The 12,665-nt window shown below is 76.5% G+C and carries 14 protein-coding genes; 5 read left to right on the forward strand and 9 right to left on the reverse strand.

What is annotated here, in order from left to right:
* Nucleotides 1-12: 12 nt before the first annotated feature.
* Genes ACI78S_RS11495 through ACI78S_RS11510 form a run of 4 tightly spaced genes read right to left on the reverse strand, consistent with a single transcriptional unit; the run spans nucleotide 13 to nucleotide 2,991 of the window.
* The gene (locus ACI78S_RS11495) at nucleotides 13-567 is read right to left on the reverse strand and encodes an RsiG family protein (RefSeq protein ID WP_456973285.1); all 555 of its coding nucleotides are present in this window, start codon (nucleotides 565-567) and stop codon (nucleotides 13-15) included.
* A complete protein-coding gene (locus ACI78S_RS11500; protein WP_456973287.1) occupies nucleotides 564-1,409 on the reverse strand; it encodes a 3-keto-5-aminohexanoate cleavage protein in 846 nt (281 codons plus the stop codon). The genes ACI78S_RS11495 and ACI78S_RS11500 overlap by 4 nt, the downstream gene beginning before the upstream one ends.
* Nucleotides 1,406-2,509 carry a CAF17-like 4Fe-4S cluster assembly/insertion protein YgfZ gene (gene ygfZ / locus ACI78S_RS11505; protein ID WP_456973289.1) on the reverse strand — a complete coding sequence of 368 codons (1,104 nt, stop codon included), beginning with the start codon at nucleotides 2,507-2,509 and terminating at the stop codon, nucleotides 1,406-1,408. Before ygfZ ends, ACI78S_RS11500 begins: the two co-directional genes overlap by 4 nt.
* Nucleotides 2,506-2,991, reverse strand: a complete 486-nt coding sequence (locus ACI78S_RS11510; protein ID WP_456973291.1) for a Fur family transcriptional regulator — start codon at nucleotides 2,989-2,991, stop codon at nucleotides 2,506-2,508. Before ACI78S_RS11510 ends, ygfZ begins: the two co-directional genes overlap by 4 nt.
* A 39-nt stretch (nucleotides 2,992-3,030) precedes the next feature.
* Here ACI78S_RS11510 and ACI78S_RS11515 point away from each other — a divergent pair, with 39 nt between their 5' ends.
* From ACI78S_RS11515 to ACI78S_RS11525, 3 genes are all read left to right on the forward strand, one after another.
* Nucleotides 3,031-3,879 carry an aminotransferase class IV gene (locus tag ACI78S_RS11515; RefSeq protein ID WP_456973293.1) on the forward strand — a complete coding sequence of 283 codons (849 nt, stop codon included), beginning with the start codon at nucleotides 3,031-3,033 and terminating at the stop codon, nucleotides 3,877-3,879.
* Nucleotides 3,880-3,951: 72 nt separating this feature from the next.
* Complete coding sequence (nhaA, locus tag ACI78S_RS11520; protein WP_456973295.1) at nucleotides 3,952-5,253, forward strand: Na+/H+ antiporter NhaA; 1,302 nt, start codon at nucleotides 3,952-3,954, stop codon at nucleotides 5,251-5,253.
* Between the two features lie 321 nt (nucleotides 5,254-5,574).
* A complete protein-coding gene (locus tag ACI78S_RS11525; RefSeq protein WP_456973297.1) occupies nucleotides 5,575-6,282 on the forward strand; it encodes a hypothetical protein in 708 nt (235 codons plus the stop codon).
* A gap of 126 nt (nucleotides 6,283-6,408) precedes the next feature.
* Here ACI78S_RS11525 and ACI78S_RS11530 read toward each other — a convergent pair whose 3' ends face one another.
* The 4 genes from ACI78S_RS11530 to ACI78S_RS11545 all read right to left on the reverse strand — a co-directional run bounded on the left by ACI78S_RS11530 (nucleotide 6,409) and on the right by ACI78S_RS11545 (nucleotide 10,478).
* Nucleotides 6,409-7,104: a gamma carbonic anhydrase family protein gene (locus ACI78S_RS11530; RefSeq protein ID WP_456973299.1), complete on the reverse strand. Its 696-nt coding sequence runs from the start codon at nucleotides 7,102-7,104 to the stop codon at nucleotides 6,409-6,411.
* A 72-nt stretch (nucleotides 7,105-7,176) separates the two neighbouring features.
* Nucleotides 7,177-8,874: a DUF885 domain-containing protein gene (locus ACI78S_RS11535; RefSeq protein WP_456973301.1), complete on the reverse strand. Its 1,698-nt coding sequence runs from the start codon at nucleotides 8,872-8,874 to the stop codon at nucleotides 7,177-7,179.
* Entirely contained in the window at nucleotides 8,871-9,404 is a 534-nt protein-coding gene (locus tag ACI78S_RS11540) for an FABP family protein (protein ID WP_456973303.1), read from the reverse strand. The genes ACI78S_RS11535 and ACI78S_RS11540 overlap by 4 nt, the downstream gene beginning before the upstream one ends.
* 135 nt (nucleotides 9,405-9,539) lie before the next feature.
* The gene (locus ACI78S_RS11545; protein WP_456973305.1) at nucleotides 9,540-10,478 is read right to left on the reverse strand and encodes an NAD-dependent epimerase/dehydratase family protein; all 939 of its coding nucleotides are present in this window, start codon (nucleotides 10,476-10,478) and stop codon (nucleotides 9,540-9,542) included.
* Nucleotides 10,479-10,602: 124 nt separating this feature from the next.
* Here ACI78S_RS11545 and ACI78S_RS11550 point away from each other — a divergent pair, with 124 nt between their 5' ends.
* Entirely contained in the window at nucleotides 10,603-11,286 is a 684-nt protein-coding gene (locus ACI78S_RS11550) for a TetR/AcrR family transcriptional regulator (protein ID WP_456973307.1), read from the forward strand.
* Nucleotides 11,287-11,290: 4 nt separating this feature from the next.
* Nucleotides 11,291-12,034 (forward strand): DUF4184 family protein, encoded by a 744-nt coding sequence (locus tag ACI78S_RS11555; protein ID WP_456973309.1) that lies wholly within the window; start codon nucleotides 11,291-11,293, stop codon nucleotides 12,032-12,034.
* A gap of 7 nt (nucleotides 12,035-12,041) precedes the next feature.
* Here ACI78S_RS11555 and ACI78S_RS11560 read toward each other — a convergent pair whose 3' ends face one another.
* The gene (locus ACI78S_RS11560) at nucleotides 12,042-12,647 is read right to left on the reverse strand and encodes an NADPH-dependent F420 reductase (RefSeq protein ID WP_456973311.1); all 606 of its coding nucleotides are present in this window, start codon (nucleotides 12,645-12,647) and stop codon (nucleotides 12,042-12,044) included.
* Nucleotides 12,648-12,665: the final 18 nt, after the last annotated feature.

Here is a 12,665-nt window from a genome sequence, read left to right on the forward strand (position 1 = left end):
CGGACGGGGCCATCAGCGACCTTCGTCGGCGAGCAGCGCGGCGACGTCGGCCTCGCCGTCGCGGTACCGGCGGCCGAGCTCCCCGGCGAGCGCGTCCATCACCTGCTGGACCCCGCGGCGGCGCTCGGAGAGGCCCTTCTCGGCCTCGGCCAGCGCCCGGGCGGCCTTCTCCAGCTGCGCGTCGGACAGCTCGGTGATCGCGGAGAGGTCGACGTCGGTGAGCCCGTTGACCCACGACTCGTACTCCTCCGGCGCGGCCGGCTGCACCGTCTGGTGCCGGCCGAGGCCGTGCGCGGGCCCGCGGCCCTTCTCGGCCAGGATCTCGGGCAGCAGGTCGACCAGCGAGCGGCCGTCGTTGTCGGCCCGGCGCTGCAGCTCGCGGCGCACGATGTCCAACCGGCCCTGCAGCAGGCGCCGCGTGTAGGAGAGGTTGACCTCCTCCTGCTCGGCCTGCCGCCGCAGCCGCCGGACCTCGCCCATCGGCTGCTGCACCGCGTTCTCCACGAAGCCCGGGTCGAGCAGCGCGTCGACGGCGGCGCCGCCGGCGGGGGACGACTTGGGGGTCACGAGGCCTCCAGGGGAGTGCGTGCGGGGATGCCGAGCAGGGCCCGGGCCTGGTCGGGCGCCAGCGGGGGGCGCTGGGCGATGCGGGCCAGCCCGGCGGCCCGCGCCACCAACTGTGCGTTGTCGCGCACCGGTTCGCCGGGAGCGTAGGTGAGCGTGTCCTCCATGCCCACCCGCAGGTGGCCGCCGGCGGAGAGGGCGGCGAGCATCACCGGCAGCGAGGTGCGCCCCACCCCGGTGGCGGCGAAGGTCGCCCCGGGCGGCAGGTGCGGCAGGCAGGCGGCGAGCGCCTGCGTCGTCCCAGGCATGCCGCCGGGGACCCCCATGACGAGGTCGACGTGCACGTGCCCGCCGTGCGGCGGGCCGTGCTTGTCCAGCAGCCGCCGCAGGGTGGCCAGGTGGCCGAGGTCGAAGACCTCGTACTCGGGCACGATGCCGCGCTGCTGCATCTGCGTGTGCAGCTCGACGATCAGGTCCCAGGGGTTGCTGAACACGTCGCGGCCGAAGTTGACGGTGCCCAGCGTGAGCGACGCGGCGTCCGGGTCGACGTCGAGGACGGCGAGCCGGGCGTCGAACGGGTCGGTGACCGCGCCCCCGGTGGAGATCTGCACCACCAGGTCGGTGGCCCCGCGCACGGCGGCGACCACCTCGCGGCAGCGGCCGAGGTCGAGCGTCGGCCGGGTGTCCTCGCCGCGGACGTGCAGGTGGACCACCGAGGCGCCGAGCGCCTGGCAGTCGCGCGCGGTGCGGACGACCTCGTCGACGGTGACCGGCAGGTTCGGGACGTCGGCCTTCGCCGACTCGGCGCCGGTCGGGGCCAGCGTGATGAGTGTGCCGGGGGTCACCGGCCGATCGTCGCAGACCGGACCGCCCGGACGCGCTCGCGGGCGGCCGCGCGCTCGTCGTCGACCGCGGCCGGGGCGTCGTCGGGGTCGATCGCGGCCGCCGCCCCGCCGACGGTCAGCGCGGTGCCCGGCTGGACGGACTGCTTGACCAGGGCCAGCGCGACGACGCCGAGCTCGTGGTGGCGGACGACGGTGCCCACGCGGCCCACCTCGCGCGGGCCCGCCTGCACCGGCGTGCCCGGCGCGGGCAGCTCCTCGCTCACGCCGTCGAGGTGCAGCAGCACCAGGCGGCGCGGCGGGCGCCCGAGGTTGTGCACGCGGGCGACGGTCTCCTGCCCGCGGTAGCAGCCCTTCTCCAGGTGGACGGCGGTGCGCAGCCACTCCAGCTCGTTCGGGATGGTGCGGTGGTCGCTGTCGACGCCGGCCCGCGGCCGTCGCGCCTCGACCCGCAGCGCCTCGAACGCGTCCAGCCCGGCCGGGCCCGCCCCGGCGGCCAGCAGCGCGTCGGCGACCTCCCCGACCGACGCCCGCGGCACCACCAGGTCGACGACGGCGGCGGTCCCGTCGCCGATCGCCGGCATGCGGCGGGCAAAGCCGCCGCCGTCCAGCGGCGCGACCGCGTCGGGGACCGGCAGCCCGGCGGCGGCCAGCACCTCGTCGGCGCGGGGACCGACGACGGAGAGCACGGCCCACTGCGCCGTGACCAGCGCCGGCTCGACGCGGAGCATGAAGACCATCCGCTGCAGGAAGCGGAGCAGCTCGCCACCGGTGCCGGGCTCGACGTCGGCCCACGTGGCGCCGCCGAGCTCGGCCAGCACCAGGTGGTGCTCGACGTGCCCGTTCGGGGAGAGGACGAGCGCCTCCGTGCCGGCGCCGTCGGCCAGCCGCTCGAGGTGCTGGCTGGTGAGGCTGTGCAGCCAGGTCAGCCGGTCGGTGCCGGGGACGACGAGCACGTCGCGGTCGCTGCGGTCGACGAGCCCGGCGCCCTCGGCGAGCAGCCGCTGCTCGCGCAGGGGGTCCCCGTAGTGCGCGGCGACCGCCGTGTCCGGGGAGCGGCCCTCGACGGCGACCGCTCCTGGGCGTGCCAGCAGGGGGTTCATGCGTGCTCCGTTCCGATCTGGTCCCGGCAGTCGCGGCAGGTTCCCGACAGCGCGACGTGCCCCACGTCCACGGTGAAACCGAGATCGGCGGCCAGACGTTCCGCGGCCCCGGCCAGCAGGCCGGGGTCGGCCGAGGCGATGGTGCCGCACGACTGGCAGACCACGTGCAGGTGCCGGTGCTCGGCCGCCGCGTGGTAGACCGGCGCGCCCTTGCCGAGGTGCGTGTGCCAGACCAGGCCCAGGCGCTCCAGGACCTCGAGGTTGCGGTAGACGGTGGAGGTGTCCGGCGCGGCGCCGTCGGGGCCGGCCTGGTCGCGCAGCCACGCGACGATCGCCTCGGGGGTGGCGTGCCGCAGCTCGTCGACGGCGGCGAGCACCTGGCGGCGGGGTGCGGTGAGCCGCAGCCCCTGCGCGTGCAACCGCTCGGCCAGGGGCGCGGGATCGCCGGCCGGGGTGCCCCGGTGTGCGTGCTCGTGCGCCACGCGGCGAGCCTATTCCCGGCGTGCGGCAGGCTGGGGTGCGTGGACGACGCGCAGCGGGTGGCGGTGTGGCAGGACGGCGGGGTGCGCACGCCCGCTCCCGACGAGCCGGTGGTGACCGCGTTCGACCAGGGCCTGGCCCGCGGGGACGGCGTCTTCGAGTCGATCGCCGTCGTCGGCGCGCGGGCGCCGCACCTCGACGCGCACCTGGCGCGGCTGGCCCGCTCGGCCCGGCTGCTCTCCCTCGCCGACCCCGGCGCGGAGGCCTGGCGCGCCGTGGTCGACGCGCTCGTGGAGAAGTGGCCGGCCGACGTCGAGGGCGCCGTCCGGCTCTACCTCACCCGCGGCCTCGGCGACGGTCACCCCCCCACCGTGCTGGGTGTGCTGTCCCCCGTGCCGGCCGAGGTGCTCCGGCAGCGGGCCGAGGGCATCGCCGTGCTGAGCCTCGGCCTCGGCGTCCCGGCCGACTTCCGGGCGCGCGCGCCGTGGCTGCTGGGCGGGGCGAAGACGCTGTCGTACGCGGTGAACATGGCCGCGCTGCGGCACGCCCACGAGCACGGCGCCGACGACGTCGTCCTCACCTCGCTGGAGGGGCAGCTGCTGGAGGGGCCGACGTCGACCGTCGTCTGGGCCGCCGGCGGCGTGCTGCGCACCCCGCCGGTGGAGACCGGGATCCTCGCCGGCACGACGGCGGCGCGGCTGTTCGCCCGCGCGGCGCAGGCCGGCTGGCCGGCCGAGGTCGCCACCGGCACGGTCGCGGACCTGCACGCCGCCGACGCCGTCTGGCTCGTCTCGGGCATCCGCGGGGCCGCGGCGGTGCACACCCTCGACGGCGTCCGGCGGGGGGATGCGGGCCTGACCGCGCGGGTGCGGGAGCTGCTCGACCGCTAGGCTCGGGAACCGGTGAGCCGGGAAGTCTGGTCGGCGCGTGTCCTCGCCGACCCCTCACCCCCGGAGCCGCCCGTGACCCGCCCCCTCCCGCTCTTCGGCCGCGGCTCGTGGCCCGAGGCGAAGCGCATCGCCGACGTCCTGCGCCAGGAGACCGTCGGCGGGGTGCTGCTGCTCGTGGGCACCGTGGTCGCCCTGGCGTGGGCCAACTCCCCCTGGTCCGCGGCGTACGACACGCTGCGGGACACCCGGGTGGGCCCGTCGGCGCTGCACCTGGACCTCACCCTCGGCACCTGGGCGGCCGACGGGCTGCTCGCGATCTTCTTCTTCGTCGCCGGCCTGGAGCTCAAGCGCGAGTTCGTCGCCGGTGACCTGCGCGACGCGCGGCGGGCCGCGCTGCCGGTGGCCGCCGCGGTCGGCGGCATGGCCGTGCCCGCGCTCATCTACGCGGTGATCAACCTGCAGGGCGGCGGGCTGCGCGGCTGGGCGATCCCGACCGCCACCGACATCGCGTTCGCCCTCGCCGTCCTCGCGGTGATCAGCACCCACCTGCCCAGCGGGCTGCGCACGTTCCTGCTGACCCTCGCCGTGGTCGACGACCTGCTGGCGATCACGATCATCGCGATCTTCTACACGTCGGCGCTGTCGGTCGTCCCGCTGCTGCTGGCGCTCCTGCCGCTGGCGCTGTTCGGGTTCCTCGTCCAGCGGCGGGTCCGCTCGTGGTGGCTGCTGCTGCCGCTGGCGGTGGTGACGTGGGTGCTGGTCCACGAGTCCGGCGTGCACGCGACCGTGGCCGGCGTCCTGCTGGCCTTCACCGTGCCGGTGGTGCGCTCCGAGGCCGCCGGCGGGCCGGACGCCGGTCCGGGGCTGGCCGAGCACTTCGAGCACCGGTTCCGGCCGATCTCCGCCGGCGTCGCGGTGCCGGTCTTCGCCTTCTTCGCGGCCGGCGTGACCGTGGGCGGGCTCTCGGGGCTGGTCGAGTCGCTCCAGGACCGCGTCGCGCTGGGCATCGTCGCCGGCCTGGTGCTCGGCAAGACGATCGGCATCACCGGGGCGACCTGGCTGATGCAGCGGTTCACCCGGGCGCAGCTCGACGAGGACCTCGGCTGGCCGGACGTGGTCGGCCTGGCCCTGCTGGGGGGCATCGGCTTCACCGTCTCGCTGCTCATCGGGGAGCTGGCGTTCGGCACCGGGTCGGAGCGCGACGACCACGTCAAGGTCGGCGTCCTCGTCGGCACGCTCACGGCCGCGCTGCTGGCCACGGTGGTGCTCCGGCTGCGCAACCGCCGGTACCGGCGGCTGGTGGCCGAGGAACAGGTGGACCGCGACCACGACGGGGTTCCGGACGTCTACGAGCCGGATTCAGCCGAGGGCTGAACAATTCCGTGGCGGCACGGCCGTCCGCGACGTACCGTCGAGGTACACGAGGAGGGAGGTGGTCCGAACAATTGCATGCTTATCGGACTCGTGAGGTGGCTGTCCGCTAGCCGCCGTCTGTGATGGGCCGCCCGTCCGGTGTGGAAGCCGGACGATCGGCACTCCCGCCCGTCGCTGCGTACGGCGGCGAGCGAGAACCGGACAGTCACCCGACCCCCGGGCCGCCGACCTTTGTCCAGTCGGCCCGCGTGCAGCCGTCCTCCGGGACCGGCGCCGCGGAGCAGCCCGGGGGTTGTCCGTTCCCGGGGTAGGTTCCGCGCCGTGCACCTCGCCGGCCGCCCCGTGGAGACCGACGTCTCGCCCGGCGCGTGGCTCGCCGCCGCCCTCGCCCCGGCCGACCCGCCCACCGTGGGCTCGCTCGTCCCGCCCGTGTTCGCCGCCTACGCCCGCGTGCTGCACCCGGCGATCCGCTACGAGGGCGTCGACGACGTCGAGGTGCCCTGGGCCGCCGTGGCCGAGCTCAACGACCGGACCGCCCACCGGCTGATGCAGTGGGCGGCGATCACCGGCGCGTGGGACTTCGTGGCCGACGACGACCAGCCCGAGCTGTGGAACGACTCCCCCGCCGAGGGCCACCTGCCGGTGCCGGTCGCCGCGCGCCTGGCCGCCGTCCTCGCCGCGCACACGACCACGCCCGGGGACTGCTTCTTCGGGGTGTGGACCGACGCCCCGGCCGACGCGGCCACCCTCGTGCTCGGCACGCGGGTCCACCGGCTCGTCCGCGGGCCGGTCGAGCTGGCCGCCGCCAACTTCGCGCCCGAGCCGGCCGAGCAGAGCCCGAACCTCTGGTTCCCGGCCGACCGCAGCTGGTGCGTCGTCACCGACATCGACCTCATGAGCAGCTACGTCGGCGGCAGCGCGGCGGCGGTGGGCGCGGTGCTCGCCGCCGACGGCGTCGACGCCTGGCCGGCGGAGCCGGGCGACCCGGTGTCGCCCGGCAGCGACCCGGTCAACCCGCCGCCCGATTGAGCGCGCGTGTGCTGGGCCTGCCGGAGCGTCCCCCGCAGGCCGCCCCGGGTCCCCGAGGCCGGCGGGGGCGTGGTCACGACCGTGCTGGTCGGCCGGTCCTCCCCGGCCCTCGCCGTCCGGCCCTCGTCAGGTCCCGCCGGACCCGGTGGGCGCCGGCGCGGGGCGCTGTCCGGCCGGGTCGAGCAGGACGTCGTAGCGGTGCAGGGCGAGTGACCGGGTGTACCGCTCGGCGACGTCCGGCATCGGCGTCTGACCCGACGCAGGGCTGACCCCGAAGACGGTGCCCGGGTAGTCCAGCGGGCCCATGAGACCGCGGATGCGTTCCCAGTCGCCAGGGGGGACGAGCTGGGCCGGGTCGCCGCCGGCGAACCACCCCATCGGCACGGCGACACCGGCCGGCACGCGGGTGTTCACGTGGACGACGGCGTGGAACTCCACCTCGGCACCGACCTCGAGGTGGGCGCCGTTGAACACCGTCGCCCCGGTGGCGATCCGCACGTCGCCGTCGACCCGGCAGCCGGTCAGGTGCGCGTGCGGGCCGACCATCACGTTGTCACCGATCCGCAGCGGGTGCCGCGGCACGCCGCGCAGCACCGCCTGCTCCATGACGATGCAGTGGGCGCCGATCTCGACCGGCCCGCCCTCCGCCGTCAGCACGGCCCCGAAGAGCACCCGGCTGTGCGGGCCGAGGGTGACGTCGCCGCAGACGACGGCGTTCGGCGCGACGTACGCCGACTCGTCCACCCTCGGCCGCGCGTGCCGGTGCTCCACGAACACCGCGCCGCGGCCCACGGGGTGCAGGAAGTGCTCTCGGACGACCACGGAACTCGCCCCCTCGGCAGCCTCGGGCACGGGCTGGAGGCGGGCCAAGCTACTCCCGCGGGCCGCCGGCCGCTACAGCCGGGCGAGCTCCGCCGCGAGGTCGTCGAGGCCGAGCGAGCCCTGGGACAGCGCGGCCATGTGCCAGGCCTTGAGGTCGAAGTCGGCGCCCCGGTTCTCCCGCGCCGCCTCACGACCGGCCAGCCAGGCGCGCTCGCCCAGCTTGTAGCTGATCGCCTGCCCGGGCATGCCGAGGTAGCGGACCAGCTCGCTGTCGAGGAACTGCGGGTCGCGGCCGCAGTTCTCCCCGAAGAACGCGCGCGCCAGCTCCGGCGTCCACGGCTGCCCGCGGTGCTCGGCGACGGCGCCCTCGGCGTCGTCGGGGATCGGCAGCTCCAGGTGCATGCCGATGTCGACGACGACCCGGACGGCGCGCATCTGCTGGGCGTCGAGGTAGCCGAGCCGCGCGCCGGGATCGGTGAGGTAGCCGAGCTCGTCCATCAGCCGCTCGGCGTAGAGGGCCCAGCCCTCGACGTTCGCGCCCACCGAGCCGATCGAGGCCTGGTAGGTGGAGAGGTCCTTGGCCACGTACGCCCACTGCGCCAGCTGCAGGTGGTGCCCCGGGACGCCCTCGTGGTACCAGGTCGACACCAGGTCCCACAGCGGGAAGCGCTCGCGGCCGAGCGTGGGCAGCCAGGTGCGACCGGGTCGGGAGAAGTCCTGGGACGGCCGGGTGTAGTAGGGCGCGGCGGCGCTGCCGGGCGGCGCGATCATCGCCTCGACGCGGCGGACCGGCTCGGCGAGGTCGAAGTGCGTGCCGTCGAGGGCGTCCATCGCCTCGTCCATCATCGCCTGCAGCCGCTCGCGGACCGCCTCGACACCCTCGACGGCCTCGCCGTGCACGTCGAGCCAGCGCATCGCCTCCATGGGCGTCGCCCCGGGCACGACCTTCCCGGCCTCGGTGCGCTGCTCGGCGAGGATCCGCTGGTGCTCGGCCCAGCCCCAGGCGTAGGCCTCCTCCAGGCCGCCGCCCGCGCCGAGGTCGGACCCGGTCCAGCGGCGGGCGAACATGGCGTAGCGGTCGCGCCCCACGGCGTCCGGCGTCCCCTCCGCCTGCGGGCGGTAGGTGTCGCGCAGGAAGTCGCGGACGCCGGCGACCGCCTCGTCGGCGGCCCGCGCCGCCGTCTCCAGCTCGCCGCGCAGCGCCTCGGGACCCGCCTGGACGAACGTCGTGAAGTACGGCCCCGCGAGCCACTCGCCGAGCTGGCCGACGACGGTGTCCACCTGCCGCGGCGCGGCGAACAGCCCCCGCCGCGAGCCCTCCTCCAGCGACTCGCGGTAGCCGCGGTAGGCCTCGGGCACGCGGGCCAGCCGGCGGGCGATCACCGCCCAGTCGTCGTCGGTCTGCGCCGGCATCAGCGAGAAGACCTGCCGGATCGAGTGGACCGGGCTGAACAGGTTGGAGACCGACCGCAGCCCCTCCCCCGCCTCGTGGGTGGCGAGCTCGGCCTGCAGCCGCTCGCGCAGCAGGCGGGCGCAGCGGCGCTCGACCGGGTCGTCCTCCAGGGCGGGGTCGGCGGCCAGGACCCGGTCGAGCGCGCCGAGGGTGTCGCGCAGCAGCCCGGCCTCGGCCTCGAGCCCCTGCGGGGAGAGGTCGGGGAGGCGGTCGTCGCCCGGCCGGTTGCCGAGGGCGGTCGCGACGATCGGGTCGAGGTCGCTGACCTGCTCGACGTAGGCGTCGGCGACCTGGCGGGGGGTGGTGGGCGCGGTCATCGGATCCGTTCGAGTCGGGCGGACATGGTGGGGCGCAGCTGCCGGTCGGGGCCCGCCCGGTCGATGGCGTACATGAGCGCGCCGTCGACGATGCCGTAGAGGCGGACGGCGTGGACGACCTCGGGCGCGTCGGGCGTGCGGGCCAGCACGTCGGTGGCCAGCTCCCAGCTCGTCGTCGTCCGGGCCCGGCCGACGTAGATCTCCACCCAGCCGTCGGGGCTGGCGACGAGCAGCTCGACGTCGTCGCGGCCCCGGGGGCGCAGGAACCCCGACTCGCGGGAGTCGGGACCGACGATCGCCCCGTCGTCGGTCAGCCGCCAGGACCGGGCCTCGTAGGCGAGGAACCCGCGGCCGTCGTGGGCGAAGCGGATCCACTGCCCGAAGCGGTGGTCGCCCTCGGGGCCGGCCGCCTGGCCCTCGCCGTGCCACTCGCCGAGCAGCGGCAGCACGGCGAGCAGCTCGTCGGAGACCTCGGGTCCGGAGCGGACGTCGGCGGTGTCGGGCACCGGCAGCTCGGTGGGGGCGCTCACCGGCGGGCACCCCTCGGCCGGCGCGCGACCCGGTAGGCGCCGTACGCGCTGCCCAGCGCGGCCAGCGCCACCAGGGCGACGAGGACCCAGGCAGAGACCATGGCCCCCACCGTAGAAGGGCCGCGGCGAGCCGCCTCAGGGGGCCGGTGCGCCCGCCCGGGGCCGCACGCCCGCGGCATCGGCGACGACGTCGCGCCAGGGGGTGGCGGTCAGGCCGAAGGTGGCCGTGGTCGCGGAGGCGTCGATCACGTACGGCTGGTCGAACTGGTGCCGCACGTCGACCACCTCGCGCATCATCGGCGAGACCAGGCCGACCGCGCGCAGCGCGCCCCACGGGATGCCGCCGACCTTCGGCTCCGGCTTCCCCAGCGCCGTGGCCAGGTCGGTGAGCGCCTGCCGCTGCGTGCGGACCGCGCTGGGCACGTGCCAGGCCCGGCCGTGGGCCCGCTCGTCGCCGGCGAGGGTCACCAGCGTCTCGGCGACGTCGGGCAGGTACGACCAGCCGCGGGGGACGTCGGGGTCGCCGACCACCCAGGCCCGGCGGCCGGCCCGCAGCGCGGGGAGCTGGCGCTGCAGGTGGGAGTGGCCGGCCGGCACGGTGGGCCCGACGAAGTCGGCGGCGCGCGCCTCGGTCACCCGCACCCGGCCGGCCTCGTGGGCGGCCAGCATGTCGGCCCACATCCGGGCGCGCACGCGGCCCTTGGTGTCGGTGGCCCGCAGTGGCGAGTCCGGCGTCATCGGCCCGTCCGGCCGGCCGTAGCCGTACAGGTTGCCCATGGCCACCAGGACGGCGCCGGCGCGTTCCGCCGCGGTGAGCAGGGCGGCGGCGACCGGCGGCCAGTCGGTGGCCCAGCGGTGGTAGGCCGGGTTCACGGCGTTGTAGAGCGCGGCCGCCCCGCGGGCGGCGGCGGTGAGGGCACCGGCGTCGGCCGCGTCGACCGCGCGGTGCTCGATCGCGCCGGTGGACGTGCCGCCGCTGCGGGACAGCACCCGCACCTCGTGCCCGCGCGCGGCGAGCAGCTCCGCCGTCGCCGTCCCCACCGGTCCCTTGCCGACGATCACGTGCAGTGCCATGGTTCGCATCCCCTTTGTGGTGAGCGGTGCTCTCGGATGCGGACGATGCTCTCGTCCGCACCGGCGGCTGTCAAGAGCGGTGCTCTCTATTGCGTCCGGTGCTCACGTCGGCGACGATGGCCGGGTGCCGACCACCGCACGCGAACGCGTCCGCGCCGAGCTCACCCGCGAGATCACCGACGCCGCCCGGCGGCAGCTCGCCGAGGTGGGGGCCGCGGGGTTGTCGCTGCGCGCCGTGGCCCGCGAGCTCGGGATGGTCTCCTCCGCGCTCTACCGCTACTTCCCGAGCCGGGACGACCTGCTGACCCGGCTGATCATCGACGGCTACGACGCCCTCGGGGAGGCGGCCGAGCGGGCCGACGACCCCGGCGCCCCGCCGCGGCAGCGCTGGCTGGCGGTGTGCCGCGCCGTCCGGGGCTGGGCCAAGGGGCACCCGCACGAGTACGCGCTGCTCTACGGCTCGCCGGTGCCCGGGTACCGCGCGCCGCGGGACACGGTGCCGCCGGCCGTCCGGGTCGGCACGCTGCTCGGGCGCATCCTCGGGGACGCCGCGCGGGCCGGGGAGCTGCCCGGCACCGCCGGGGAGCGCGACCCCGGCCTGATCAGCGAGGGGACGGTCGCGGTGCTCGGCGGCGACCACCCGGCGATCGACGAGGGCGTGCGGGTGCGCGCGCTGCTGGCCTGGAGCTCCGTCTACGGGACGATCAGCTTCGAGCTCTTCGGCCACTTCGTCGGGGCCGTCGAGGACGCCGACCGCTACTTCGACCGCGCGATGGGCGAGCTCGCGAGCCTCCTCGGCCTGGCCTGACGCCGTGCCCTTCACCGGGAGCCACCCGGCGGCGGTGCTGCCGTTCCTGCGCACGCCGCTGCCGGCGTCGGGGCTGGTCATCGGCAGCACGGCGCCGGACCTGCCCTTCTACCTGCCGCTGCCGCAGTGGTACGCGACGCACAGCGCCCCGGCGCTCGTCACCTCCGACCTGCTGATCGGCCTGCTCGCCTGGGCGGTCTGGCACGGGGTGCTGGCCGCACCCGCGCTGGCGGCGGCTCCGGCGCCGCTGCGGGGTCGGCTCTCCCGGCTGGGGGTGGGGCTGCGGGGCCGGCTGGCGAGCGGCCGCCAGGCGCTGCTGCTGGTCGCGGCCCTGGTGCTCGGCGGCGCCACGCACCTGCTCTGGGACGAGTTCACGCACGCCGGACGCTGGGGGCCCGAGCAGCTGCCCGCGCTCGCCGCGGCCTGGGGCCCGCTGCCCGGCTACCGGTGGCTGCAGTACGCCGGCAGCGTGGCCGGCCTGGCGGTGCTGGCGGCCTGGCTCGTCCGGTGGTGGCGGCGGACGCCGTGCGTGCCCGCGGCGGGGCATGCCGCCGGCCGGTGGGTGTGGCCCCTCCTGGCGGGGGTCGGGCTCGCCGCGGGCCTCACCGCCGCGGCGGGCACGGCGAGCCTGGACGACGCCGTCTTCCCCGGCGCCCGCTGGGCCGGCGGCGCCGTCCTCGTCTCCGGCGTCCTGCTCGCCGCGGCCTGGCACCTGCGGCGCCGGGTCCGTCTGACCGCGGAGCGCTGACTGCCGGTTACCCCCGCAGCAGCCGGAAGGCGTGCGTCCAGGTGCCGTGGGCGAAGCCGTACGCCGTCCACGCCAGCGCCATCGCCTCCAGCCACCGGCTGGCCTCGATCCCGCCGAGGTCGGCGACGTCCCAGCCGGTCTCCTCGAGCAGCCCGGTGACGGTGCGCTTCGCGCCGGGGTCGTCGCCGGCGATGAACATCGTCGGCGGACCCCCGGGCAGGTCGGGGTCGACCATGAGCGCGTTGCCGACCGTGTTGTACGCCTTGACCACCCGGGCCGCCGGGACCGCCCGCTGCACCTGCTCGCCCAGCGAGTCGGTCGTGCCGACGAACAGCGCCGGCCGGCCGGAGGACAGGTCGAGGGGGTTGGTCGCGTCGACGAGCACCTTGCCCTCGAGCTCGCCGGCCACCGACCGCACGAGGTCGACCGCGACCTGCCCGTTGACCGCGAGGACGACGACCTCGGCGACGCGGACCACCTCGTCCGGCGACCCCGTGGGCACGCCCTCGACGACCGCCTGGCGGGTGCCGATCCGCACCCGGTGCCCGTGCCGCCCGTACCCGGCGGCCAGCGCCCGGCCGACGACGCCGCTGCCGAGGATGCCGATCTCCACGGACGGTCATCGTGGAGC

It is taken from the genome of Geodermatophilus sp. SYSU D00815 (assembly GCF_054050035.1).

Bases quoted from the DNA above. Each gene is read 5' to 3' on its own strand.
- ygfZ (WP_456973289.1), bottom strand. From the start codon at position 2,509: ATGAACCCCCTGCTGGCACGCCCAGGAGCGGTCGCCGTCGAGGGCCGC.
- ACI78S_RS11535 (WP_456973301.1), bottom strand. From the start codon at position 8,874: ATGACCGCGCCCACCACCCCCCGCCAGGTCGCCGACGCCTACGTCGAG.
- ACI78S_RS11545 (WP_456973305.1), bottom strand. From the start codon at position 10,478: ATGGCACTGCACGTGATCGTCGGCAAGGGACCGGTGGGGACGGCGACG.